The sequence below is a fragment of the Pedobacter miscanthi genome (assembly GCF_003315595.1).
Taxonomy (GTDB): Bacteria; Bacteroidota; Bacteroidia; order Sphingobacteriales; family Sphingobacteriaceae; genus Pedobacter; species Pedobacter miscanthi.
Map to the genome: position 1 here is coordinate 41,579 of NZ_QNQU01000001.1, position 23,733 is coordinate 65,311.

Here is a 23,733-nt window from a genome sequence, read left to right on the forward strand (position 1 = left end):
CTGCGCAAATATGCCTCGCCTTGGAGAACTATTTTCATCATAGAATCTGATAGTCAATAACCCCAGGTTATGAAACAGCCTAAGAATTACCAGTCGAAAAAATTATTTTTTTCGGTTGGATTAAAATATATTAGATTGAATAGGTAGTTTTATGAACTATGTTTGATTTCCGTTTACAGGTGTTTTATGCAGTGGCCAGGCGCCTTAATTTTACCAGGGCAGCAGAGGAGATGTACATCACGCAGCCAGCTGTTACCAAGCACATCAGAGAGCTGGAAGCACATTTCAGGACTTCGCTTATTGAGCGGAGCGGCAATCGAAAGGTTAGCCTGACCCCTGCTGGAGAAACCCTGCTGAGGTACGTAAAACAGATCAGCTCAATATACAGTGAGCTGGAATTTGATATGAATGTGCAGGCGAAGCATCACAATGGCACCTTGAGGATCGGCGCCAGCACTACCGTTGCACAGTACGTTCTTCCACCAATCCTTGCTAAATTCCATGAACAGTTCAAAGAGATAAAAATCGTATTGCTTACGGCCAATACCGAGCAGATAGAGGAAGCGTTGATAAAAAGGGAAATAGACCTGGGCCTCACCGAGGGTATAACAAAGCAGCCTGAGATCAGTTATCAGGAATTTGCCAAAGATGAGCTCGTACTGGTAAGCAGCGCGACCAACTTGACACTCAAAAAAGAGATCCTGAAGCCAGAGGAATTAAAAAACTATCCGTTGCTGCTAAGGGAGTCGGGATCGGGAACGTTGGAGTTCATTGCATATGCTTTAAAACAGAAAGGCATACGCTTAGCTGACCTGAATATAGAAATGCAGCTTGGCAGCACAGAAAGCATAAAGTCCTATTTGCTCAACAGCAATTGCCTGGCATTTCTCTCCATTCACGCTATCATGAAAGAACTTAAATCCGGTGAGTGCAGCATTGTGGACATCTGGGATTTGACAATAGAAAGGTTATTTTATTTTATAGAACTACAGGGGCAGCCTTTGCCTTTAGCAGAATTGTTTGTTCGTTATGCTTTGAAACATAAAAGACCCTAAGTGCGTATTTCACTAAATTGGTTCTTTCCCAATTTTTGGTGGTTTTTCATGATAAATCTGGTTGTTGTTCGTTTGGGAATAATGAGTCTTACCAAGCTGATTTTCTCATCAATTGATCCTTTGGAAGTAGTTTAAGTAGACAACCAGATACTCTTTAGTAAAGATCTTTATTTTTGATTATATAGTTTTCCGGCCGCATGAAAACCGCTTCACAAGCATACCTTCATCGATAAAGATAAGCCCAGTTTAATCCGATAATCAAGCCAAAGCTAGCTTCTGATTTCCCTGCGCATAAAGATATAGTAAGCCAGGGCGAAAAAGGCAATACTACCAGCCAAAAGTCCGCTAAGTTGCGGCCAAACAATCACCAGGCTTTCCCTGAACGGTAGTGGTGAGGGAATGGCGCCCGAAAGCTGCTCCATACTCATCGGACCAAGGCTTCTGATGGAAGGCATGAGCATAGTGGTTGCTGCATCACTATATAGCTGCCCGGGAGCGATGCGCATAATATCCATGATCAGTTCATTATAACCCATTAGCTGGCTTTGGCTCAGATAAGCCGGGTCCGGCAAAAAGGCTCGAATGACCAGATTAACCAGGATCGGATAAAATACCGTAAAAAACAACCAGATGCCAAGCGAGGTTAAAGCAGAAGTAGCCGCCTGGCGAAAAGCAATTGAAAACAGGATAGAAAGGCTTAAATAAAAACCGACATAGACCATCGTGAGCAAGGTAAAGCCTAGAATTCTCAGGAGCTCCGAAGGCTCAATACGTACCCCGGTAAAAAGCAGTCCCCCACCAATCATCAGCAGTGTCAGGGAAATAAACAGCGTAGAGATGATCAGCATGGCGCTGTAAAACTTAGCGAGCAGGATATTGTCACGGTATATCGGCTGAGCCAGCAATCTTGTAAGCGAGCCGCTGTTCTGCTCTGAATTGATAGCATCAAACCCCATGGTAATGCCAAGCAGCGGTGCCAAAAAACTCATCAGCACATGAAAAGGAGGCATCGAACCATCCGTTGCGCTGAGCAGCTTGAGGTATAAAAAGGCATGATCGGGATCGCCCGAATTGCTGAAAGAAGCCCGGATATTGGACATGGAGATATACAGCGAGGCGAAAAAGGTAAGCACCACAAGCGCAAGCAGCAAGATAAAACGCCAGCTGCGCACATGGTCCGACACCTCTTTGCTTACCATCACCTTAAAAGGACTGAGCTGGCTTCCTGCCTTAGCTTTATTTTCTTCTGTTGCCAAATAACGGCTTGCGCTTAATGCTTTCATTATCTAAGGTAATATTTGTGTTGTTTTCGAAATATTTCTCATAAATTTCATCCAAACCGTATTGTTTTTGGCTTACAGCCCGGATGTCCTCTCCCAGTTCAATAATCCTGCGGATGAGTTTTGGGGTGATCTCCCCGGTGGTATTAAATTGCAGCCTGTCTCCGTTTACGTTCATACTATTAATTTCCGGCCAGCCGCTGAAATTACTTTTCAATGCATCAGCATCCTTTGGTAAGCGGGTTAACTGGATAAGGATTTCTATTCCTGTGCTTGCGAAGAGCTCGGAGGAAAGCGTGGGCAGGTCTCCGGTAGCCAGTAACTTTCCCTCGACGAATATCCCTACCCGGTCGCACACCTGCTGAACGTGATGAAGGTGATGAGAGGAAAGCAGTACCGTTAAACCCTGTTCCCGCTGGAGAGATTTTATAAGTTCCAGGAACTCCTTTACCCCGGCCGGGTCGATTCCCAGGGTGGGCTCATCCAGGATGATCAGTTCAGGCGCTTTGATGAGTACTTCTGCCAGTCCCAGCCTTTGTTTCATGCCCCTTGAATAAGTGGAGGCAGGCTTATCTGAAGCTGCCCCTAATCCCACAAGTTCCATCATACCCCTGGCATATTCAGCTATACCTTTTTCAGGCATTGCATTCAGTCTTGCGATATAAAGCAGGTTTTCCAGACCAGTCAGCTGGGGATAAAATCCGAGATTATCCGGCATATAGCCTACCTTTCGTTTTACTTCAATAGGATCCCTGCTGGCATCATGGCCGCAAACGATGGCCGAACCGCTATCGGGTTCAGTGAGGCCTAGCATCATGAGTATACTCGTAGTCTTACCCGCACCGTTTGGGCCTAGCAATCCGAATATTTCGCCACGCTCGATCTGAAGGTTGAGCTTATCAACAGCGATATGCGAACCATAGCTTTTGCACAGGTTCTTTAGATCAATAATAGGTTTCATCTTTCTGGTTTAAGATTTAAAGTTTCCTAAAAAAAGATGGCCTACCTCCGACCGTATTTACGGATGAGTAAATAAACTGCTAAAACCGACAGGGCAATGGTAAGGATACCAATCCAGCCTGAAAGCACAGAGGTTTTGACAAAAATCCTAAAGGCAGCCTGAGCATTGGCATTGTTTCCTCCAAGGCTAAAAGTGGCGCTATAATCACCAGCAATTGTTTTATCCGGTACTTTTAGCGTTGCTTTGATGCCCACCTTCTTCCCCGCATCCAGCCTTTCAATCTGGCTGGGTGAAAAACTCGCTTCCCATCCGCTGGGCAGCTGGGATGATAGGCTCAGTGAGGACAATGGTAAAGTACCGGTATTGGTTACCTCAAGCTCAATATCTTGATGAGATCCGGAGGTAACTTCCTCACTCAGCCTTCCGCTCGGCGTGCCAAGGCTGGCGCCATAGGATCCTTTGACCACAGCCTCCAGCTGTAGCTCGAGCGTTTGAGCAGATGATACGGCTTTGAAAGGAATAATGTATTTCCTTGCCGGAGCATTACTGGGTACAGTGATTTCGATTGCAATCTCCCTGGTTTGGCCGGCAGCTAAATTGACCGAGGTAACCTGGCTTCCATCAACCCGGTAGCTGATCTGCCAGCCTGCGGGCAGCTCTGCCTTGAGTTCATAAATTTGATGGTAAGCCGCTGCGTTATACAGCGAGGCTGAAAAGCGGAAAGGTTCGTTAGTCGCCGATTCGATGTTGATCAGCTTTGCAGTTAGTCCGGGCGCCCCTTTCATGGCTTCTTGTTTCTGCGCATGAAGTGGTACAGCCCCAATAAAAAAAGTTAGTAATAAAAGTGCGCGAAATAGTCCTTTTCGCAAAGTTTCGGGTAATAATTGTGTTGACATGATCTAAACCAAAAATGTTAATGATTGCTCTAAAAAATGTTCTCTGATCTTGTTATCTGATTAGGCTCCAAAACAAAAAAAAGTTGTATTTTTTTCAAAACCATTTAACATTTTTTAACAACTCAGCTTAAAGTACATATTTCATTAGCGGAAATGCATCTGTTTGGGAGCGAGTGGCCGTTATACCACATGCAGGATCATGCATTCAAATTTACCTTCCCTGTGAACAAAACAAACGACCAGCTCGAATTCCCTCTACATGGCAGCAGGCATTATACAAAATGTACCTTTACGGATCCCAATCACATTTGCGCCCGATCATTTACAATCAGAAATCTTACAAACCACCAAACACACAATCAAGTCAGCTTTAGGCCGTTAGCAGATTCATAACCTCAGCTCCAACCCGAAGGCACGCCCACAGCTAATTTCACTAAATTTTAAAGAATTATTTTGAAATGCTGCCCCCGGAAAAAGCAGATTAAAAGACAAAAACGACCTCTCTGCATCGAAATCAAATGTAAGTTCCATAATTCCATTCGCCTTTAACTTCTTTAAAAAACGAATTCCTCCGCCAGGCCCGTAGAAGCTCCGGCTAAGCTTCACCCTTACAAAACTTCCCACGACTTCAGCCCGTAATTTTTCATCCACTTAAAACCGGGCACCAGATGTTTTAAGATTTTCTCTAGGAAAGTGAAAGTAAAACAAGATCCTAACGTCATTTTAAAACGACCTATATCCTATCAATTTTATTACAAACCCACTCCATTTAAGAATAATCTCTAAATTGTACTATCTACTTAACCCATTCCTCATGAAAAACCCTATTTCTTGCATCTTCATAGATGATGAACCTACCGCAATCAATATCCTGACAGAATTCGCCTCCGAAATGCCCCGGCTGAAGATCAACAAAACCTTTACAAACCCGGTGGAGGCACTAAGCGAGATCAGCGGTGAATTAGACAGGCAGCTGATTTTTATGGACATTGACATGCCTGCGATGACAGGCCTCAGGCTGGCTGATAACCTTAGGCACAGTCCCCATAAGATCATCTTCACTACCTCACATGCCGAACACGCCATCGCGGCTTTCAAGGTCAGGGCAAAACACTACCTGCTCAAACCCTTCAATATCGGCGACTTCGCAGAAGTGGTGAACGAAGTGATCAGTGAATACTATGACAGCCAGAGTCTGATAAGGGATGATGAGGAAGCATTCTTCCTGCGCACCAACGGGGAACGTGGCAAGTTAACCAAGGTATTAAAGGAGGAAATCATCTATCTTCAGGGGTCGAACAACCATGTACATATCTATACCCCGAATAAAGACTATTCTGTGTATATGACCATAAAGGAAATGGAAGAACTGCTAAGCGGAAACCAGTATTTCTACCGTGTCCATAAGTCCTACATCATTAACAGCCGCTTTGTTCGGGAGATTAATGGCCACCGGATCGACCTGGGCAAATATCAGGTACTAATGACCCCACAATACAAACAGGCCTTTATGAATCATGTGTCAAAGGGCATCCTGATCTCAAAGCGCATTTAGGCTACCGGGAGCCCTATCCGACTGGGTGGTAATAGTGGTGATAATGGTGATCGTTGTTGTGGTCGGATCACCGGTCTCTGGAACAGTACCACCAAGGGTTCTCTTGCGGAAAACAAATACTGTTTTCCTGCTGGATTTTAGGTCGCTAATTCTTTTCATAGGGGGAAACTAGCCCTATGAAAAACCCAAAAAGATCAACTTACGCCAAGCTGGCAAGAGCCATGGCGAAATGTATTTTTAACCCAAATAATAAAATGAGAAACTGGCTTAAAACCAACCGCTGGCACTTTCTTGGTTGGCTGATCTTCATTATTTATGAGAACCTTGTTGTCGCCTTAACGCTGACTTCGAGGCTGCCGCTGTCAGCCTATCTGTTCCACTATGCCATCAACATCGGACTGTTCTATCTCCATTGGTTGATGCTGCGCAAGTTCCTGTCAGGCCCAAGGAGATGCGCGCTGCTGATTGTTCCGCTGGTTTTAGTGGAACTTATCTGTTATATACTGCTTTCCAAGCTGGGCAGTCACCTGGCGCCGACACCAGCTAAATCAATATCACTAACAGGGCTGGTAAGCAACTGGCGGTTCACCTTTGCAACAATTTGGAGAGGTGTTTATTTCATGCTTTTCTCTACTGCCTATTATTTCTTAACCCGATATAACCTGCAGAAAGATCGGACGGCCGAACTTGAAAGAGAGGCAGCCCTGAAAATAATACACCAGAAGCAGACCCTCATTGAACTTGCCGAAGCCCGCAACGCAAATTTGAAATCGCAGATCAATCCCCATTTTCTTTTCAATACCCTTACCTATATCTACAATAGCACACACAAGACTGAGCCGCGTTCGGCAGAAGCAGTAAGATACCTCACCAAATTGATGCGTTATGCCCTGGAATGTGAACATGGACCTGAATTGATGCCCCTGGAAGACGAGATCAGACAGGTCGAGCATTTGCTACAACTCAGCCGGATCAAGCAGTCCAGGCTGTTTGTAGATTTCACTTATGACAGGCAGGTCGAGGAAACGGCAATCATCCCCCTGATCGTGCTCAGCCTGACCGAAAACATGGTCAAACATGGTAACCTAAGCCTTGAAGAAAATCCAGGTAAAATAATTCTCAGCCTGGAGGGCAATGTACTAAAAATAGAAACGGTGAACCTGCTCAACACCGGACTAAATGATACGGGCTTTCACACCGGGCTTGCCAATATTGAAAAGAGACTATCGCATACTTATGGCGAACAGGCAGAAATTAATTATGGCAGCGATGGCGATTATTTCAGGGTATTGATCAGGATCAGCTTGCTGTGATGAACCCAGGCCTGGATCAGGTTGGGGACTGTTAATAGTTAGTTAAATAAGGGTGACCCCTTTTTAGATAACTCACACAAGTGGTTTAAAAAAAACAATAAAACAGAACGCTGGCCCGGGAGTTACTGTAAACAGCATAATAGCTTTCTGTCAAGGTATTGATAACAGACGGATGAAAGTTGCCGCCTTACTGTTATCCCTGGAACAAGTGTGCTTTTCACCAAAACAGTTCTTCTGGACTTTCTTCTGAAAAGAATGATATACTGTCTAAATTAGAAAGTGCAGGATGTTTAACAACCTGCACTTTATTCAAAAATCCTGGAAAGATTTATACCAACTTAACGTTAACAGCGTTTGGCCCTTTTTTTCCATCCTGAACATCGAAGGTCACTTCGTCATTTTCCCTCACATCATCCTTAAGGCCTGAGATATGTACAAAAAACTCTTTACCGGTACCCTCTTCCACTACAAATCCAAATCCTTTTGATTCATTAAAAAATTTTACTTTACCTGATGCCATAATAACTGTTTTTATTAAAGATGTTTATTATGCAAGTTATTAAATAAGTTGCATAATCCATGCCCCGGTACGCACGGGGCAGAATGCTAAACCCCGGATACTAGTTCCAATGTTTGTGCAAAACTAAAAAGCCAGAATTGCCGTGCCTGCCCCCCCCTGAACTTATTTAGTTCTTAGTTGCAAACAATAAAACACACCGCAGGTTTCCCGGCAGGGTATCCCCAATATCCAAAACCTTAACAAACTAAGCAAACTACTGACAGCTAAATACTTGAACAAAATGAACAGTGACAAATTGCATAAATCATTGTTCCGTTATTATGCCTAAAAGTATATTCTTTTTCATACTCTTCAACCTGGTTTTGTTTGGATGCTACGCACAAACCGGGTGCCGACGTAATAGCAATGGTGAATTGTACCGGTTCCAGATCCTGTTTAGCCAGGATTTTAATTATGATATTCCGTGTTGTAACGTAGCTAACTTTTGCCTGCCAGCGGGAACTACCGGTACCCCATGCACGATCAGGGACCCTATTTTAGGTACTACCTACGCTGGTACATACGGCAGCTATTCAGCGATCAACTGCGACCTGGATGATCACTTGCATGTATTTTTATTTTCCTCTGCCCTTTTTGGTTTCTGGATGCACATTAAAGCAGGGCGGAACAAGCCGCTCATGGCCTAACTGTTGAGCATAAGCAGAGATTTTAAATCCCCAACTGCACCGGATAACCCAGGTTACAAAACCAAAAAAAACGCCACATAAGCCGCCCATAGGGCTTATCTGCTAACACCCTACTTTGTCCACAAAACCTTCCTAGAGACGCTAATTTCGAATAAAATCGAAGCATTAAAGTGCAAATTACTCAAAGTACTTTCATCGATAGGCCAGATTGAATTCCATCACCTGCGAAAAAGCCTTGCACAGTATGAGGAAAAATTTTAGCTGGCGAAAAAAATGGAAAAGCTTTGGTAGCAAGGTTAAATACTGCTGCGAAAATGTAGCAGCAACAAAAGATAAAACAGCTGAAAACCTGTTTAACCTGACCCTGCCGGCAGACATTTATCAAACAGGATCAGATCACACTAATGAATTAATGCGGCGTTGAAAGGTATTAATTACATGCTGTGAATGGAGCGCCTTGTTTTCCTGGCACCATTTCCGATGATGAATGCGAGGATAACCGCTATGGTAATATAGCAGGTATAGCGGATAGGTCCATAATTGCCGCCATGATTGGCAACGGAAATGGCAAGCAATGACCAGATACCCACCAAGGCAAACTCCCGGAGATTCCTGGTGATAACCATAATAATATTAATTAACCCTGCCAGAATGATCATGATGATTGCCCAGTAAGTCTCTGGAATGCCCCATCCATTCCACCCTGTTTTGGTGAGGTAAGCTGAAATGTTTGCGATAAGTGCCACTGTTATCCAGCCCGCATAGACCGCAAAAGGCCAATAGATAAAAACATATTCTTTAAGGGGATGGGCATCGAGTTCCATTCTGGTTCGGATGATGATTACCATCAGGCTGATGAAAAGCAGCACCATCATGATTACTGATATGCCAAGATAATCATTCAGCCAGGCAATCACCCATAACGAATTTGCCAGGCAGGAAAGTATAAATAACCAACCTATTCTGTTTACAATTATTGTCCGGTGAGCTTCCCCCTTGCTAATCAGCGCATAGCAAACAAAACCTAACAGACCAATATAGATCAGGCCCCAGATTGAAAAGGCGTAACCAGCCGGGGTGAAGTTATTATCATATCTGGCTGAAATCTCTTTTATAGTGATTCCGTTGAGTAGTCCCGAGCTAGAGAGATAATTTATAACAATGGTCAGTATCAGCGCAGCAAAGTTTAAAATCAGCAAATATTTTGGTTTCATATGCAGTATGTTGGTATTTGGTGGTACTTTGTATAATAAGTCTGAAATGTCCAAACTGTTTGACTTTTTCACTGAAAATGCAAAAAAAACAGACGATTCGGTTTACAGGCCAGCTATAAAGATTCACTTGATTACAATCTACCAAAAAAAATGCATGTAATTCCTGATCAGTAAATTTGCTCAAGAGTCTCCATTCTGCAGATCCCTGTTGGCGCAGCCTGATTAAAAAAGCCGGTCGCGGAGAGATCTCACAAATAAAACAGCACCCCGATCATAGTAACGGGATGCTGTCTTCATCTTTCTGAAAAATTATGGTTTGCTGGCTTTCAATTGATTTAAGAGGATCCAACGCTATATTACCACATTGATCTGGACATTTATATTTCCCCTTGTCGCTTTAGAATACGGACAGGTTTCATGGGCAGCATAAATAACCATTTTAGCCTCTTCTAAAGTAAGTCCGGGCAGATACACATGCAGCCTGGCCTGAAGGCTGAACCCAGTATTTGCGACTGCAAGGTCCACTTCTGCATCAATAGAGGTGTCTGAAGGAAGGGCAATATGAAGCCCCGGCGCATTATGTTTCATTGCCCCGATAAAAAAAGCCGCCCATCCAGCAGCGAATAACTGTTCGGGATTAGTTCCTTTGTCTTTACTGCCCGGCGAGGCGAGAGCAGTATCCAGTAGCCCATCCTGACTTTTGGCAAAACCCTCACGGCCGCCATCTACGTGTACTTTTCCGGTATATAATACCTTATTGATAACTACATCTTTAGTGTTTAATGATTCGATTACATTTTGATTTTCCATTTGTCTGTGATTTAATTGTGAATAATATGCTTTGATTTCTTTTATCACGTTTCTTAACCTTAATCCAAATCAGTTGGGCTTTGATGGCAAGGCGAGAATGCTTAAGTCAAAATTAACAGGCTGGTTGCAAAATGATCGGTAGAAACCCGCGAACCGGCCAAAATCAGGGATGAAGAATACAATCTGCACGCTCGTTAGGCATTGTTGTTGACCGGTAGGAAATAAATATCATTTTCTCACTCGCCTTCGCAGGCAGCTACAGTAAAACCCTTGGTTTCTGAACTGTCCGGCTCAGTCCAGGTTTTGCCTGTCCCATGCTTCATTCTGTCCGGCTTGGCCGAATATTTATATAACAGGAAAGTGGACATTGATATATTTGGATGGAATAGGCAGATACTGAACCGCAATAGCGCATAAAAACCCAATGTATGAGAAACACTAAATTATTGAAATTTTCAGGCGTTGATTATCTTTAAGGCCAATAAAAAGAAATGACGACAAACTCATTAAGAATCTCACCGGCTATCATCTGGATTAGTTCCATTTTCCTGGGGCTTTTATCTTCAGTCCCTCAAATTGCGGAACATCATTTTCACGCGGCCGAAGCAGCAGTGAATGCCGCCATTACATCCATATTTGCACTTTTGATGTGGTACCTGAATATCCATATGCTTTCGCAAAAGAGCAACAAAGTGGTAAAACAGGGCATTTCCTACCCTAAACTGGTCAAAAGCCTGTTATCCGGAATTGCCGTAATGCTCTGCCTGGCCTGGATCCAGCAGCTCATCCTGTCCCACATCAACTTTGGTCCGGTGATGCTCATGGTGGAGGTTCGGGGAATATTGATCAACCTGATATTTTACATGTTCCTGCACCTGCTGCAACAAAATTACGAAAACCAGCAAGTCAACATGGAACTGGAGAAAATCAGGAATGACAGCCTGGGTGCGCAATATGAACTGCTTAAACAGCAGGTAAATCCGCATTTTCTTTTTAACAGTCTCAATACATTAAAAGCTATGGTAGAGATTGGTGATAAAGATGCGGTTGACTTTATCTTAAAGTTATCCAATTTTTACCGCTATACCCTGGAAAGCCGTAAGCTCGACCTCATCCATGTTTGCGAGGAAATGGAAATACTCAATGCATATCTTTTTCTCCAAAAGGCGCGGTTTGATGGGGGCTTTACCTTTAAATCCGATTTGAATGATGCGGCTTTACAAACACTCATCCCTCCCTTTACCCTACAATTACTCATCGAGAATTGCATCAAACACAATGTCGTTTCCCTGGACAGGCCGCTTCACATCAGCTTATACATACAGGAAAGTCAGATCGTGCTGGAAAACCCGATCCGTTTAAAAATGGCAGACAACAGCTCATTGGGCGTGGGGCTCAAAAATATTGCGTTACGATATCAACATTTACTTCAAAAGCCGATTGAGATCATCAATGATGGCAAGACCTTTACCGTAAAACTCCCCTTAATATATGAACATCATAATCATTGAAGACGAGCTAAAGACAGCAAAATCGCTCGAAAATATAATTTTAGCTTTGAGGCCCAATTCAAAGATAGTAGGCCGGTACCAGAGTATCGAAGGATCGGTAAAAGCACTATCGGAGCAACCGCAGCCAGACCTCATCTTCATGGATATCCAATTGGCCGATGGACTTTGTTTTGAAATTTTCAAGCAGGTTAAAGTCAATAGCCCGATTATTTTCTGCACTGCTTTTGACGAGTACTCACTGGAAGCTTTTAAACAGAACGGGGTTGATTATGTTTTGAAACCATTTTCAAAAACAGATATTGAGGAGGCTTTCTTAAAAGTTGATGGCCTTCAGAATTTCTTCCAGCAAAAGGTAGTTCCTGATCTGGGAAGTTTAATCGATAAATTAAAAACCCCACTGGGAAAGGAAAGTTTTCTGGTTTTTAAAAACCAGAAATACACCACCGTTGCCACCGAAAATATTGCCTTTTTTTATATCAGGAATGAAACGACTACCATTATGTGTTTTGATAAGCAGGAGTTTTCTCTGAGCCAGCCACTGGACCAGATCACCGCACAGGTATCCTCTAAACAGTTCTTCAGGGTCAATCGTCAGTACCTGGTAAATTTTAAAGCCATCAAAGAAATTGAGCATTATTTTTTGAGAAAGCTTTTTGTGAAACTGGTTATCGAAACACCTGACAAGCTACTGATCAATAAGGAAAAAACATCTAACTTCCTTGCCTGGATGGAAGAACGCTAAAACCTACACTCTGGCTTGAGAGAGAATGCTTTGGGCTAATCGGTAATCGAAAAATCCTCTTGCAAAGGTATATAATAATAATAATAAACCCATAAGCCATTACTAACTTATGGGTTTTTAATATGCTAATGAGCTTTATAAACATCGCTGGTACAACGGCAATTATCATCTAAATGCATTTAATAGTGCCCCCGTCTACCCGTATAATCGCACCGCTGATATAATTGGCATATGTGCTGCACAAATAAGCCACAGCACCTGCTATTTCCTCAGGCTCGCCAAACCTGCCTGTATCGTTTGGAATCAGTTCCTGTACTGCTTTGTATTTAATTTCCTGCAGATCAGTTCCCCATCCGAATTTTGGCGCCGCACTGACCAGCCAGTCCTCGACCATTGGGTTAATAATGGCACCCGGAGAAACTACATTTGAGGTAATACCTGTTTCTTTAAGCTGCCTGGCTAGTGAAACCGATAAATTGTGCCTCGCAGCTAAGGTAGCATTATAATGCGGCTGCTCTTTTATGGGTTGGATACCCAGACCGCCGCCAATGTGCACAACCCTTCCCCAACCCAGGGTTTTCATCTGGGGCACCAGGCGTTGAATCATCCGCACATACGACACAACATTATTGTTATACATCTCTGCCCAATCCAGGGTACTGGCATCTCCCCATGATTGGTGTGAGGTGGCCCCAGCATTATTGATCAGGATATCGATTTGTCCATTTTTAAGTGCATTTTCGGCAACCGCGTCAGCACCCTCATCCGTGCTCAGATCACCTATTGCAATATCTGCTGTACCCCCGCTTGAAATAATTTCGTCGCTCACATTTCTTGCGCGCCCTTCATTACGACCGTGAACCACTACACTGGCACCTTCTGCTGCCAACATCTTTACAATGGCCTCTCCAAGCCCCGAACTGGAGCCGGTAACCAGGGCTCTTTTTCCTTTTAATTTTAAATCCATTTCTATTTATTTAATCATTCTATATTCTTTTTGAGGGAGCTTTCCCAAAAGCCTTTTTATAGGCGTAGGAGAAATGCGAAAGATCCAAAAAACCCAGCTCCATGTAGATCTCAGTTGGCCGGGCAAACCTTTGCTCTATCAGATATTTGGCTTCGGTCAGACGTTTTTTTACCAGCCATCTGCCTGGTGTCATGTTGAAGAGCCTTGCAAAATCTCTTTTAAAACCCGACAGGCTACGCCCGGTCAGAAAAGCGAACCTTTCCAGAGGAACATTGTATCGGTAATGTCCGTTCATAAAAGCCTCAAGATCTAATTTCCCAGGGTCGCTAAACTCAAATAGCATGTGCTTTAGAACCGGATTGAGCTCAGCTAAAATCAGTACAAGTTCTTTTGTTTTGAGCGTTAAAATATCATGATCCAATCTGTCATTATCTGCGTAAATATTAAGAGAATTGACAAAACTTTTAAGCATACCATTCGCATCCACTAACTTAACTCCCTCACCTTGGTAATGTCCGTAAACCTTTAAACCGTGTTCGCTTGCCATTTCTTTGAGCGTATACTGGTCGATGTGGATAGCTATAGACCTAAATCCATCAGACTGCGTACTTTTCACAAACCTGGTTAGCTGATTCCGTTTAAAAAAGCGGTAATCCCCTTTTCCGAAAAAGTATTTCCGGTCTCCTACCCATACTTCGTGCGTTCCGCTCATGATATAACTGAAAATATGATCTGAAACGAAGGCTTCTCCTGCTACATTTTTCCCCAGATAGAAATTCCGCAGAAGCTTTGGCGAGTGAAGGGACTTATGATATCCGTTTTGCAGCATCATTTTTGATTTCAATTTAAATCCATCATTGATATTTGATACAAATTTCGATAAAAATAGAATTGCGGGCTTTGTTTAAACGTCCAATCTTATTTGTTTAAAAGTTCAGGTAGACTTTACATCTTTCAGTTAGACGGACACCAAAGTTTCTTAAAAAAAATGGTGGGCTTACCCCACCACTTACCTACACAAACCTAACCCACTCTTCATTTAAAATTTATTCGGAAGACATTAATCAGCCCCGGATAAGCGTCTTTTCTTCTAAATATTCCTCAAGTCCTGAGACACCATTTTCACGGCCAATACCTGAATTTTTATAGCCACCAAAGGGAGCCAGAGGGTCATGTCTCAAGGTATTAATCAGCACCCTGCCCGCCTTAAGCTGAGTAGCAACAACAGCTGCACGGTCTGTGTTCTGTGAACTCACATAGGCCATTAAGCCATACTCGCTATCATTTGCTATCGATATTGCCTGCTCCTCATTCTCATAGGCGATAACAGCGAGTACTGGTCCAAAAATTTCTTCCCTTGCCACTTTCATATTATTATCTACCCCCATGAAGACGGTTGGTTTCACATAAAAACCTTCGTCTAATCCTTCAGGATGGCCTAATCCTCCTACAAGTAATTCTGCTCCCTGCCCAATACCAGAACTAATGAACTCCTGAATACGGTCGTACTGTTTTTTGCTTGCCAGTGGCCCTAATTTATAATCACCAACTAAAGGGCTGCCTACGGTAAATGTTGGGGCTGCCGAAAGAAGGGCTTTCCTCACTTCTTCCAATCGTGAAGCAGGCACCAAAAGCCTGGTTCCTGCGATGCAGGCCTGCCCGTTATTCATAAAGGCCGCCTGAAGGGCCATTGGAATTGCAGTTTCCAGATTAGCATCTTCGAGTATCAGGTTAGCTGATTTCCCACCCAGTTCAAGGGTTACCCTTTTCATGGTATTTAACGCCTGAGTAGCCAGAATTTTCCCCACCACGGTAGATCCTGTAAACGAAACCTTGGTAACTGCAGTACTTTCCATAATAGCTGCGGCAATTACCTCTCCACGGCCGTTAACCATATTAACTACCCCTGCAGGTATTCCTGCTGCGTGGAAGCATTCCATCATAATCTCAGCCTGCCACGAGCCAAACTCACTGGGTTTAAGTACCATAGTACAGCCAGCAGCCAATGCTGCCGAAACCTTTACGGCAATTGCTCCTGCCGTAGCATTCCATGGGGTGAACAGGGCGGCAACGCCTACAGGTTCCATGATCACAATTGATTCGTTAACCTGTTTGCTGAAGGGATAATTATGGATTACTTTAATCTGATCGGTGAAGGTGGTGGCTGCGATAAGATTTGCCCATTTGGCACGTTCTCTGGGGGCACCATATTCATGGGTTGTGGCCTCTATCAAATCGTCGATCCTCTTCAAAATCTCATCATGAATCCTTTGCATAAGGGCCGAGCGTTCTTCAATAGTGCTACGGCTATAACTTGCCAATGCATCTGAAGCTGCATTAATCGCTAGCATTGTGTCGCGGTGGTCAGCATACCTGATCTGTGCGATTACTTTTCCATTTAACGGACTGATGATCTCAGCCATTTCAGTTCCGGCCGGTTCCACGAACCTTCCGTTGATATAAGTACTTTTGATGTGTTTCATTTTCTGATTATTATTTTACAAATTTCCCTTGTTTTGAGTAGTCCCGCTTTGCCAAAAAGCTCAAATTATATTGTTTAAAGGCTCGCGTATATTAACTTTTAGTTTCCCTGCGGCAAGCTCAAGGAAAAACCGCAGCGGGCTGATTGGTTATTAAATTTATCCTTCCGTTGCGTTCTGGCGCTTCCGCTCCTTTTGGATAGGTATGCCCGGCCTTGAATAGATATTCTAAATGTATCTGTTGTTGATTCTTGCCTTGCACCTTGAGTGTTTCTATCGAATACAGATCACCATTCATGTTTGTCCCGTACCATCCGGGCATCTCCTTTTGCTTCCAGGTAACCAGCGTATATTCAGCACCGGCCAGTGCTTTTGGCGAATGGTTTCCAGCGGCTTTAATGGCTATCTCATTGCCATATATTACAGAGATAGTACCTTTTTTTGAATCTATAAGCGAGCTGATCAGCCTTTGCCCCTTTGCATCAAAAAGGTATTCAGGTGCCAAAGTTGCGTACCTTGTTTGCTGGCAAGAGGCAAAGAGCAGGGTAAGGGACAACACGTAAATAAATCTATTATTCATGGTTTCTTAGATCTGGAATCTGGTTTAACTACTTATTTTTTGTCGGGATATTAAACACAAAATCATTTTCAGGTACCAGTAAACGGTGGCAGTTGATGCAGGTTCTATCAAATAAGGACGTTTTACCATAAGCCTTTAGTCCAAACCCATCAAATTTCGCAAATCCCCAGCCTTCCGTCTGCTGGTATTTTTTGCCGTCCTTAACCATAAACTGCACATTTTGGAAGTTGCCGGGCCTAACAATTCCTTCAGCGTCCGGTTTCTGTTTTCCCCAGACTGCCTTTACTATTTTGGCCCCGTCCGGAAATGGTATTGTACCGGATTTTATAGCTTTAACCATAATATCGTTTGCATAGACCACGCGCATACTGCCTCCATCATACTTATCGGTAATGCTGATAATTTTCCAGTTTTTATAGTCCGAAGAATAAGCAACACCATTCAGGGAAGCAGTTATTTGAGCATCATGGTCCGCAGTCTGCATAGAAGTGTTCCCGGCTGGCGTGGTAATTTTTGCGGTATCTATTTTATGTCTTCCCGGAAGGGTATTGACATAACCTTTCAGGATACTCAGTTCGACCGGTCAACAGGGTTTCACGATGAACATAGCTGTAACTTTTAAGTGGCATTTTACCTTGCTGTACGGCATTAAGCATTTCCCAAAGCAAAAGCTCCTGTACTGCAGGGGGATTATCGCCCCATTGAGAAAAATTGAACCTTGCCCTGCCCTCTTTAACATCTTTTGCCACGAGATAAGAAACTGGCGCAATTTTATCATACCAGGCCAGTTTGGTTTCATTGGAATGACAGTCGTAACAGGAACGCTTTAAGATCAGGCTGACATCTTCAGGCAGCGAAATCGCTGTGGTAACTGGTGGGTTATGGACTACTGGAGCGTTTATCTGCAACATTGCAAAAACAGCAACTGCTATGCAGATAACGATCATAAATTTCTGGTAGCGGAACAGGCGGTTACTTTTCATTGTTTATCGTTTAAAGAGGTTAGCTGCACCGGCTTAAAGTAGCCAGAACGGGTACAAAATTAATTACTTGGCCAGATTAGCCACTTCCATAATTGCATCTGCGAAAGCCTGCGGTGCTTCCTGAGGAAGATCGTGGCCAACCCCTCCTGTAATGTTATGATGTACATATTTTCCTGTAAATTTTCCGGCATATTGACTAGGATCAGGATGTGGTGCACCATTGGCGTCTCCCTCCAGGGTAACTGTCGGGACGGTAATAGATGGGGCCAGTGCAAGTTTCTTTTCCAGCTCATTATATTTGGCCTCACCTTTGGTCAAACCCAGTCTCCAGCGGTAGTTATCGATAACCACAGCAGCATGATCAGGATTAATGAAACCTTTGGCAGACTGCTCATAAATGGCATCGCTGAAATTCCATTTCGGAGAAGCCAGCTGCCAGATCAATTTATTGAAATCATGTGTATTTGCAGCATATCCTGCAGCCCCGCGCTCGGTAGCAAAATAAAACTGGTACCACCAGGCCAATTCGGCTCTCGGAGGAAGTGGAGCTTCGTTTCCGGCCTGACTACCGATTAGATAACCACTTACCGAAACCAACCCCTTTACCCTTTGCGGATAAAGGGCAGCAATGATATCAGCGGTTCGGGCTCCCCAGTCGTAACCCCCAAGGATTGCTTTTTTGATTTTTAGTGCATCCATGAACGCAATAATGTCCAGTGCTACGGCAGACTGTTGTCCATTACGTGGAGTGGAGGCGGATAAAAAACGGGTAGATCCGTAACCGCGCAGATAGGGAACCAGAACACGGTATCCTTTAGCTGCAAGGATTCCGCTTACCTCCTGGTAACTGGAGATATCATACGGCCAGCCATGAAGCAGGATAACGGGCTCGCCATCAGGCGGCCCAACCTCAGCATAGCCCACATCAAGCAGGCCTGCCCGGATATGTTTTAATTCCCCAAAAGTTGAGGCTACTGGTACCTTTACACTATTGGTAAGCGCATAGATTGGCGTGGCAGCATTAGCTATGCCAAAAATAAGCAGCTGCAATGCTGCTAGAATGATCGTTAATTTTGAAATTAAAGAAGAGTGCTTTGTGATTGAATAAACTGCCATAAGAGTTAGATATTATATGATTTAAGGTGTAATTTCTCTGTCCAACTGAACTGATAGTATAAAATTACGCAGGTTGGAAGACCTTAACCACCAGAAAACAGGTGAAATGGACAAAACGGTAAGTTATCCAGGCAAACTGCCTGCTGACCCTGCGCTATCACTCTTCAAATGAGATATTATTTTGATTGGCAGCAGACTATTAATGGGTAAATACCAATTTAATGATGATCTATGCAGGTTTGCTAAAACAGATCAGCCAATTATCTTTATGTCTACTTCGGGGATCTATTTGCCCATTTCAAGTTTTTTTTGCTGATTTTTTCTCCCTTCAGCTTTCATTTTTGTGCTAAACTTAAAAAAAGAGATATTATGAAACTTACATCAACAAAGACAATTTATTGGATTGGAGCAGCATTAACATCGTTATGGTTTGGAACAAGCGGAATATGCGAATTGACAAAAAACAAACTGGTATGGGACATTACCCTTCAGTTAGGATATCCACCATATTTCATTTATGTACTGGGCGTAGCCAAACTGGCAGGAATTGTTGTTCTTCTGATTCCCAACCGGCTGCTTAGGCTTAAAGAGTGGGTATTTGCAGGAATCTTCTTCGACATCATTTTTGCATTCTTTTCTAAGCTAATTGTTATCGGCCTACCAGAAACCATTGATGCGATTGTGGCCTTCCTTATCGTAGCTACAACCTATCTGATGTTCCGCAGGATCCATGCAGTAAGTTACTCGATAGTGAAAGAAGAAAGCCGCCCGGTTTACCTATAATACTATATCCTACCACAACAAAAAACCTAAAGCCAGAAGAGTTTAATTTACTCTTCTGGCTTTTGCATTATGGGCAAAAAAAACACACAATGATGTATGAAATACCTTCCAATCCTGGTGATTGTCCACTTATCTATTCCGGCAATACGAGGATTGCGCTGAGATACTTGAATTTGGTAGCTAACGGATGCGAATCTCCTCAGCACTTTTGCAACCGATGCCACCGTGCCATGACTGGGTTTATAGCGGCAGGAATGATGAAAATAATTCCCTAAAAGAACTCCAGCTCATGCTATCAAACCCCTAAAGATGTATTCGAAAAGCTGCTGCATTTATTTCAGGGAATCGAATAACAATCCAAAAAAACTGAAAGAAATTATTGCCATCTGCCAGTTTTTATCTTCACCAGCCCGAACTTGCAAAAACAATTTTCGATGGAATAGAATTCAATGATGTTGTAAATGTAGATTAAAATCTATACGCTTTTTATGAAAACCTGCTTGACAAACTGCCACTCATATTGTACCTGTACTGCAATGCCGTTTTCCTCAGCATTACCGTAAGTAAAAGAATGAGGTGAATGCGAGTGTCAAAACAGTGGTATTTGAATTTTTTAATTTATCTAATTGATATTTAAAGAGTTGATGCTAAAAGGCGCCAGATTCATTGTAATTCACAAATGGCCTATACATATCCTTGGGTGATAAAACCTTCCAGGGCATCCATAAGCCATCAATCAGTTTTATAAAAGCGATGAGCAACGCAAATCATGCGCGCTCATTTCCTGTAAATGCGCTATTTATGCGCTGCAGCATTAATGATTACTTTTGCAACCGCTTCTGGTTGAGAGGCAAAGATGACATGGCTGCCTTTTACCTCTGTAATTTTGGTATTTGAACGTTTATACATATTGCGTTCGGTATCAGGATTGATGCTTTTATCTTCTGTTGCTACAATTCCATAACTGGGTTTGATTCTCCAGGCAGCTTCGGCTACAGGAGTGGCGAAACTCTCTCCATAGATAGGTTGCTGTGAGGCAAACATAAAATCTGTTTCAGCTTTGCTTAGGTCAGCTGCGAAACCAGCATGAAATTTCTCTTTTCGGTAATATACAAACCCCCTATCATCAGGAGGAAGGATGCCGAATTCAGGCGCATCAGGAAGCGCTTTTGCCCATTTGAGGGTATTTTCTCCTTTATCTGGCTGATATGCTGCAACATAAACCAGAGCTGCTACCTTGGGGTGTGTACCTGCTTCCGTAATCACTACCCCACCCCACGAATGGCCTACGAGCACCGTTGGGCCGTCCTGTTTATCAAGAATCCTTTTGGTAGCCTCCACATCGTCTCTGAGTCCGGTTAGCGGATTTTGTACAACGGTAACGTGATACCCTTTTTTGGAGAGAATATTATATACCCCTTTCCAGCCTGAGCCATCGGCAAAAGCGCCATGTACAACCACTATATTTTTAATTTGCCCGGTTTGCGCGATACTTTTTTTCGACAATAACAGCATGCTGCCGATTAAGACCATAACGGCCAGAACAGCCTTGATCATTCTTTGATTTAGATTAAATTGGATTTTCATTTTATTATCTATTTTAAGTTTTGGATTTATTGACACGCCGTCTTAGGAGTGTTTGCCTGGCAAATGCTTCTGATCCCATCAGGGTGAACAGGCAGAGGCCATAGCCTTAAGGTATGGATTGTTGTTCATGAGATTTCCCGGACAGGATTCAACCATCCTATCCGGATAAACCTTGCTTTAAACGCCTTAATATGCTATCTTAAAGATCTGAAAGCCTTTCTAAGTTCCTCTGCCAAAAGCTGGGGCTCCTCCCAGGCAGCAAAGTGGCCGCCTCGATCTACCTCGTTGAAGTAGATCAGGTTATGGTAATTGCGCTGCGCCCAGCTTTTAGGTGCCCTATATATCTCGCCCGGAAAAACTGTAACAGCTACAGGCGTTGAAAGATCGATGGCATTGAAGTTGTTTGAATGGTCTTCCCAATAGATTCTGGCCGAAGAGGTGGAAGTATTAGTTAGCCAGTATAGGGAGATATCATCCAGCATTTCGTCTCTGGTCAGTGATTTTTCAGGGTTTCCACCAGAAAAGGTCCAACCGATGAATTCATCATAAATCCATGCTGCCTGACCTACTGGAGTATCAGATAGCGAGTATCCCAAAGTCTGTGGACGGGTTACCATCATTCCTGAATACCCTGTACTGTTTTTATAAAAGGCATCCAGGGTTTGATATGCAAGTTTCTCTTTGGCCGAAAGCCCGGCAGGTGCTCTCTCCCCATTGGTCAATGCCCTTGCGATTTCGGCAGGGACAGTTGCCGGCATGTTAACATGGATACCCATCAGGCCTTTTACATGCTGAATGGCCATGCGCTGAGAAATTACCGAACCGCAGTCACCGCCTTGGGAAACATACTTTTTGTAGCCCAATCTTTCCATCAGTTCTGCCCAGGCAAGCCCAATATGATCTGAACCCCAACCTTTTACTGTTGGCTTACCGGAAAATCCAAAACCAGGGATGGAAGGAATAACCAGATCAAAGGCATCTTCGGCCTTGCCACCGTAAGCGGTCGGATCGGTTAGCGGTCCAATGATTTTTAATAGTTCAAATACAGAACCCGGCCAACCATGGGTCATGATCATAGGCATGGCGTTCGGGTGCTTTGAGCGGACGTGGATGAAGTGGATGTCCACCCCATCGATAGTGGTAATAAACTGGGGATAGGCATTTAGCTTCGCTTCCGCTTTTCTCCAATCATAACCGTTACCCCAGTAGTTCATCAGGTCCCGGAATTTTTCAAGTTTTACCCCTTGCGACTGATCGGTTACTGTTTCTTTATCCGGAAAGCGGGTAGCGGAAATCCGCTGGCGCATATCATCAATGGCTTGCTGAGGAACGTTAACGTGAAATGGCCGGATTAATTTATCGTTACCGGGCTGCGGTCCTGTTGTGATGGCGGTTTGCGCAAAACCGCTCAAAGCGCCAACAACAAACGCACAGGTGATAATCGTTCTGATAAGTGTTTTAAAGCTTGTGTTCATAATTTAAGATGTTATATGTTCTTTTGATTAATTATGGTCCAAAAATATCCCCGCAGGCGACAGGATGAAATGATTGATTAGATGAGGTGGACTATTCCGTATTTCGGACAGTCATTTCTGGCGATGAAACTTTCTTAATCGAAACCGGGAATAAAACAATTCGTGATTTGTCCCCCCATATGACCTTCCAACTCCGGTAATGCTAGTCCTGGATTTTATCGGAATTTCTAAGGTTTTTTTTCTTGTCTCTTATCTTTGTTAAAACCATCTCACACTGCTGGGGATTTTTTTCAAAGGGTGGAGTAAATAAAAAAAGGGCTGATAAAATGGCAGCTAGCCCAGCGAAAATACCGCGCAACTTTTTGTGCCTGAAATTTTCCATATCGTAACAGCTTATAAATGTTTACTGGTTTACTTGCGCAGTGTCCACAGCTGTTATCCTTCCGGTTTTCCTATTTTGAATTATACCGATGACTTCCCATTTTTCCATATTATTTTCCAATGGAATATAAAACTCCCTTGAACCTGATGAGGATTGCTTTAAAGATACGCTCTGCAAATTGCGGACGATCTGGATATGGGAAAACCTAAGGCCAGCATTTTCGCCCCTTAGTACATTGGAACTGCCATTTTTTTGAATAAGGCCGAGTATCAAGTCATCTTGATCACCGGTGTTCCCTGAAAGGTAATCAACTTTGATCTGCTTACCGGTTTTATGAACACTAACAGACAATATTCCTTGATGTTTGATAGATAATTGGCTGGCTATTGCACTGCGCACAGCCTTTTCATCAGATCCGATAAATTCTGCCGTGCCATTTACCACGAGCTGAGGAGTGTAAACCTGGGAATTTAACCAAGTGCTATATTCTTGCTGCCTTCTCGTGTTCTCACGGCTCCCAAATGCATCTTTCCAGCCCAGGTGATCAAAATAATCAACGTGATAGTTCAAAACATAAATTGGTTTTCCTGCTGATTCTTTCCCTAATTTTTCCAAAAGCTGTTCAGCGGGCGGACAACTGTTGCATCCCTCGGAGGTGAAGAGCTCCAGAACAGCAAAGCTCTTGCCCTCTGCTACGCCGGTGGCCGTGTTTTTCTTATCCGGTTCCTGGCAGATAAATGCTGATATTCCGATTATAGAAACTAAAAGCGCGCATGCTATTGCAATTTTTTTCAGTGTTTTCATATACTTATTTTTTCTTCAAAAATACGGGCCACA

24 protein-coding genes are annotated in these 23,733 nt (G+C 43.4%); 7 read left to right on the forward strand and 17 right to left on the reverse strand.

The genetic code is table 11. The features are described 5' to 3' along the window. Nucleotides 1-158: 158 nt before the first annotated feature. Entirely contained in the window at nt 159-1,055 is an 897-nt protein-coding gene (locus DRW42_RS00170) for a LysR substrate-binding domain-containing protein (protein WP_113946814.1), read from the forward strand. A 269-nt stretch (nt 1,056-1,324) separates the two neighbouring features. On the opposite strand, the gene DRW42_RS00175 is transcribed toward DRW42_RS00170, so the two are convergent. From DRW42_RS00175 to DRW42_RS00185, 3 genes are read right to left on the reverse strand one after another with little or no spacing between them, the layout of a single operon-like run. Then, complete coding sequence (locus DRW42_RS00175; protein ID WP_208643460.1) at nt 1,325-2,338, reverse strand: ABC transporter permease; 1,014 nt, start codon at nt 2,336-2,338, stop codon at nt 1,325-1,327. Continuing rightward, nucleotides 2,292-3,296 carry an ABC transporter ATP-binding protein gene (locus DRW42_RS00180; RefSeq protein WP_113946815.1) on the reverse strand — a complete coding sequence of 335 codons (1,005 nt, stop codon included), beginning with the start codon at nt 3,294-3,296 and terminating at the stop codon, nt 2,292-2,294. Before DRW42_RS00180 ends, DRW42_RS00175 begins: the two co-directional genes overlap by 47 nt. A gap of 41 nt (nt 3,297-3,337) precedes the next feature. Next, nucleotides 3,338-4,192 (reverse strand): COG1470 family protein, encoded by an 855-nt coding sequence (locus DRW42_RS00185; RefSeq protein WP_113946816.1) that lies wholly within the window; start codon nt 4,190-4,192, stop codon nt 3,338-3,340. 814 nt (nt 4,193-5,006) lie between these two features. Here DRW42_RS00185 and DRW42_RS00195 point away from each other — a divergent pair. Both DRW42_RS00195 and DRW42_RS00200 read left to right on the forward strand, forming a co-directional pair. Then, entirely contained in the window at nt 5,007-5,747 is a 741-nt protein-coding gene (locus DRW42_RS00195) for a LytR/AlgR family response regulator transcription factor (RefSeq protein WP_113946818.1), read from the forward strand. Between the two features lie 176 nt (nt 5,748-5,923). Next, nucleotides 5,924-7,060: a sensor histidine kinase gene (locus DRW42_RS00200; RefSeq protein WP_113946819.1), complete on the forward strand. Its 1,137-nt coding sequence runs from the start codon at nt 5,924-5,926 to the stop codon at nt 7,058-7,060. 328 nt (nt 7,061-7,388) lie between these two features. Here the strand turns inward: DRW42_RS00200 and DRW42_RS00205 are convergent, their stop codons facing one another. Beyond that, nucleotides 7,389-7,580, reverse strand: coding sequence for a cold-shock protein (locus tag DRW42_RS00205; RefSeq protein ID WP_113946820.1), 192 nt, complete (start codon nt 7,578-7,580; stop codon nt 7,389-7,391). 320 nt (nt 7,581-7,900) lie between these two features. On the opposite strand from DRW42_RS00205, the gene DRW42_RS28540 reads away from it, so the two are divergent. Then, nucleotides 7,901-8,266: a hypothetical protein gene (locus DRW42_RS28540; protein ID WP_147243635.1), complete on the forward strand. Its 366-nt coding sequence runs from the start codon at nt 7,901-7,903 to the stop codon at nt 8,264-8,266. A 434-nt stretch (nt 8,267-8,700) separates the two neighbouring features. Here the strand turns inward: DRW42_RS28540 and DRW42_RS00215 are convergent, their stop codons facing one another. Together DRW42_RS00215 and DRW42_RS00220 are read right to left on the reverse strand one after the other, a co-directional pair. Further along, nucleotides 8,701-9,480, reverse strand: a complete 780-nt coding sequence (locus DRW42_RS00215) for a tryptophan-rich sensory protein (RefSeq protein ID WP_113946821.1) — start codon at nt 9,478-9,480, stop codon at nt 8,701-8,703. Nucleotides 9,481-9,831: 351 nt separating this feature from the next. After that, on the reverse strand, nt 9,832-10,290 hold the full coding sequence (locus DRW42_RS00220) for an organic hydroperoxide resistance protein (RefSeq protein ID WP_113947164.1): 459 nt from the start codon (nt 10,288-10,290) through the stop codon (nt 9,832-9,834). A gap of 491 nt (nt 10,291-10,781) precedes the next feature. Here DRW42_RS00220 and DRW42_RS00225 point away from each other — a divergent pair, with 491 nt between their 5' ends. Together DRW42_RS00225 and DRW42_RS00230 are read left to right on the forward strand one after the other, a co-directional pair. Further along, on the forward strand, nt 10,782-11,801 hold the full coding sequence (locus DRW42_RS00225) for a sensor histidine kinase (protein ID WP_113946822.1): 1,020 nt from the start codon (nt 10,782-10,784) through the stop codon (nt 11,799-11,801). Continuing rightward, nucleotides 11,782-12,543: a LytR/AlgR family response regulator transcription factor gene (locus DRW42_RS00230; protein WP_113946823.1), complete on the forward strand. Its 762-nt coding sequence runs from the start codon at nt 11,782-11,784 to the stop codon at nt 12,541-12,543. Before DRW42_RS00225 ends, DRW42_RS00230 begins: the two co-directional genes overlap by 20 nt. Before the next feature lie 169 nt (nt 12,544-12,712). Here DRW42_RS00230 and DRW42_RS00235 read toward each other — a convergent pair whose 3' ends face one another. The 7 genes from DRW42_RS00235 to DRW42_RS00265 all read right to left on the reverse strand — a co-directional run bounded on the left by DRW42_RS00235 (nt 12,713) and on the right by DRW42_RS00265 (nt 18,669). Next, entirely contained in the window at nt 12,713-13,510 is a 798-nt protein-coding gene (locus DRW42_RS00235) for an SDR family NAD(P)-dependent oxidoreductase (protein WP_113946824.1), read from the reverse strand. 19 nt (nt 13,511-13,529) lie between these two features. Next, the gene (locus DRW42_RS00240) at nt 13,530-14,342 is read right to left on the reverse strand and encodes a helix-turn-helix domain-containing protein (RefSeq protein ID WP_113946825.1); all 813 of its coding nucleotides are present in this window, start codon (nt 14,340-14,342) and stop codon (nt 13,530-13,532) included. Nucleotides 14,343-14,574: 232 nt separating this feature from the next. After that, nucleotides 14,575-15,993, reverse strand: coding sequence for an aldehyde dehydrogenase family protein (locus DRW42_RS00245; RefSeq protein ID WP_113946826.1), 1,419 nt, complete (start codon nt 15,991-15,993; stop codon nt 14,575-14,577). Between the two features lie 118 nt (nt 15,994-16,111). Beyond that, nucleotides 16,112-16,570, reverse strand: a complete 459-nt coding sequence (locus DRW42_RS00250) for a hypothetical protein (RefSeq protein ID WP_147243636.1) — start codon at nt 16,568-16,570, stop codon at nt 16,112-16,114. 28 nt (nt 16,571-16,598) lie between these two features. Beyond that, nucleotides 16,599-17,054 (reverse strand): cytochrome P460 family protein, encoded by a 456-nt coding sequence (locus DRW42_RS00255; protein ID WP_113946828.1) that lies wholly within the window; start codon nt 17,052-17,054, stop codon nt 16,599-16,601. Nucleotides 17,055-17,097: 43 nt separating this feature from the next. Further along, on the reverse strand, nt 17,098-17,553 hold the full coding sequence (locus DRW42_RS00260; RefSeq protein ID WP_208643461.1) for a heme-binding domain-containing protein: 456 nt from the start codon (nt 17,551-17,553) through the stop codon (nt 17,098-17,100). Between the two features lie 63 nt (nt 17,554-17,616). Next, complete coding sequence (locus tag DRW42_RS00265; RefSeq protein WP_113946829.1) at nt 17,617-18,669, reverse strand: alpha/beta fold hydrolase; 1,053 nt, start codon at nt 18,667-18,669, stop codon at nt 17,617-17,619. Between the two features lie 369 nt (nt 18,670-19,038). On the opposite strand from DRW42_RS00265, the gene DRW42_RS00270 reads away from it, so the two are divergent. Next, nucleotides 19,039-19,452: a DoxX family protein gene (locus DRW42_RS00270; protein ID WP_113946830.1), complete on the forward strand. Its 414-nt coding sequence runs from the start codon at nt 19,039-19,041 to the stop codon at nt 19,450-19,452. 795 nt (nt 19,453-20,247) lie between these two features. On the opposite strand, the gene DRW42_RS00275 is transcribed toward DRW42_RS00270, so the two are convergent. From DRW42_RS00275 to DRW42_RS00290, 4 genes are all read right to left on the reverse strand, one after another. Beyond that, a complete protein-coding gene (locus DRW42_RS00275) occupies nt 20,248-21,039 on the reverse strand; it encodes an alpha/beta hydrolase (protein ID WP_244215155.1) in 792 nt (263 codons plus the stop codon). A gap of 194 nt (nt 21,040-21,233) precedes the next feature. Further along, nucleotides 21,234-22,514, reverse strand: coding sequence for an epoxide hydrolase family protein (locus tag DRW42_RS00280; protein ID WP_113946832.1), 1,281 nt, complete (start codon nt 22,512-22,514; stop codon nt 21,234-21,236). Nucleotides 22,515-22,716: 202 nt separating this feature from the next. After that, a complete protein-coding gene (locus tag DRW42_RS00285) occupies nt 22,717-22,896 on the reverse strand; it encodes a hypothetical protein (protein ID WP_113946833.1) in 180 nt (59 codons plus the stop codon). Nucleotides 22,897-22,917: 21 nt separating this feature from the next. Next, nucleotides 22,918-23,700 carry a DUF1223 domain-containing protein gene (locus DRW42_RS00290; RefSeq protein WP_113946834.1) on the reverse strand — a complete coding sequence of 261 codons (783 nt, stop codon included), beginning with the start codon at nt 23,698-23,700 and terminating at the stop codon, nt 22,918-22,920. Nucleotides 23,701-23,733 lie beyond the last annotated feature (33 nt).

Bases quoted from the DNA above. Each gene is read 5' to 3' on its own strand.
- DRW42_RS00170 (WP_113946814.1), top strand. From the start codon at position 159: ATGTTTGATTTCCGTTTACAGGTGTTTTATGCAGTGGCCAGGCGCCTT.
- DRW42_RS00175 (WP_208643460.1), bottom strand. From the start codon at position 2,338: ATGAAAGCATTAAGCGCAAGCCGTTATTTGGCAACAGAAGAAAATAAA.
- DRW42_RS00180 (WP_113946815.1), bottom strand. From the start codon at position 3,296: ATGAAACCTATTATTGATCTAAAGAACCTGTGCAAAAGCTATGGTTCG.
- DRW42_RS00185 (WP_113946816.1), bottom strand. From the start codon at position 4,192: ATGTCAACACAATTATTACCCGAAACTTTGCGAAAAGGACTATTTCGC.
- DRW42_RS00195 (WP_113946818.1), top strand. From the start codon at position 5,007: ATGAAAAACCCTATTTCTTGCATCTTCATAGATGATGAACCTACCGCA.
- DRW42_RS00200 (WP_113946819.1), top strand. From the start codon at position 5,924: ATGAAAAACCCAAAAAGATCAACTTACGCCAAGCTGGCAAGAGCCATG.
- DRW42_RS00205 (WP_113946820.1), bottom strand. From the start codon at position 7,580: ATGGCATCAGGTAAAGTAAAATTTTTTAATGAATCAAAAGGATTTGGA.
- DRW42_RS28540 (WP_147243635.1), top strand. From the start codon at position 7,901: ATGCCTAAAAGTATATTCTTTTTCATACTCTTCAACCTGGTTTTGTTT.
- DRW42_RS00215 (WP_113946821.1), bottom strand. From the start codon at position 9,480: ATGAAACCAAAATATTTGCTGATTTTAAACTTTGCTGCGCTGATACTG.
- DRW42_RS00220 (WP_113947164.1), bottom strand. From the start codon at position 10,290: ATGGAAAATCAAAATGTAATCGAATCATTAAACACTAAAGATGTAGTT.
- DRW42_RS00225 (WP_113946822.1), top strand. From the start codon at position 10,782: ATGACGACAAACTCATTAAGAATCTCACCGGCTATCATCTGGATTAGT.
- DRW42_RS00230 (WP_113946823.1), top strand. From the start codon at position 11,782: ATGAACATCATAATCATTGAAGACGAGCTAAAGACAGCAAAATCGCTC.
- DRW42_RS00235 (WP_113946824.1), bottom strand. From the start codon at position 13,510: ATGGATTTAAAATTAAAAGGAAAAAGAGCCCTGGTTACCGGCTCCAGT.
- DRW42_RS00240 (WP_113946825.1), bottom strand. From the start codon at position 14,342: ATGATGCTGCAAAACGGATATCATAAGTCCCTTCACTCGCCAAAGCTT.
- DRW42_RS00245 (WP_113946826.1), bottom strand. From the start codon at position 15,993: ATGAAACACATCAAAAGTACTTATATCAACGGAAGGTTCGTGGAACCG.
- DRW42_RS00250 (WP_147243636.1), bottom strand. From the start codon at position 16,570: ATGAATAATAGATTTATTTACGTGTTGTCCCTTACCCTGCTCTTTGCC.
- DRW42_RS00255 (WP_113946828.1), bottom strand. From the start codon at position 17,054: ATGCAGACTGCGGACCATGATGCTCAAATAACTGCTTCCCTGAATGGT.
- DRW42_RS00260 (WP_208643461.1), bottom strand. From the start codon at position 17,553: ATGAAAAGTAACCGCCTGTTCCGCTACCAGAAATTTATGATCGTTATC.
- DRW42_RS00265 (WP_113946829.1), bottom strand. From the start codon at position 18,669: ATGGCAGTTTATTCAATCACAAAGCACTCTTCTTTAATTTCAAAATTA.
- DRW42_RS00270 (WP_113946830.1), top strand. From the start codon at position 19,039: ATGAAACTTACATCAACAAAGACAATTTATTGGATTGGAGCAGCATTA.
- DRW42_RS00275 (WP_244215155.1), bottom strand. From the start codon at position 21,039: ATGAAAATCCAATTTAATCTAAATCAAAGAATGATCAAGGCTGTTCTG.
- DRW42_RS00280 (WP_113946832.1), bottom strand. From the start codon at position 22,514: ATGAACACAAGCTTTAAAACACTTATCAGAACGATTATCACCTGTGCG.
- DRW42_RS00285 (WP_113946833.1), bottom strand. From the start codon at position 22,896: ATGGAAAATTTCAGGCACAAAAAGTTGCGCGGTATTTTCGCTGGGCTA.
- DRW42_RS00290 (WP_113946834.1), bottom strand. From the start codon at position 23,700: ATGAAAACACTGAAAAAAATTGCAATAGCATGCGCGCTTTTAGTTTCT.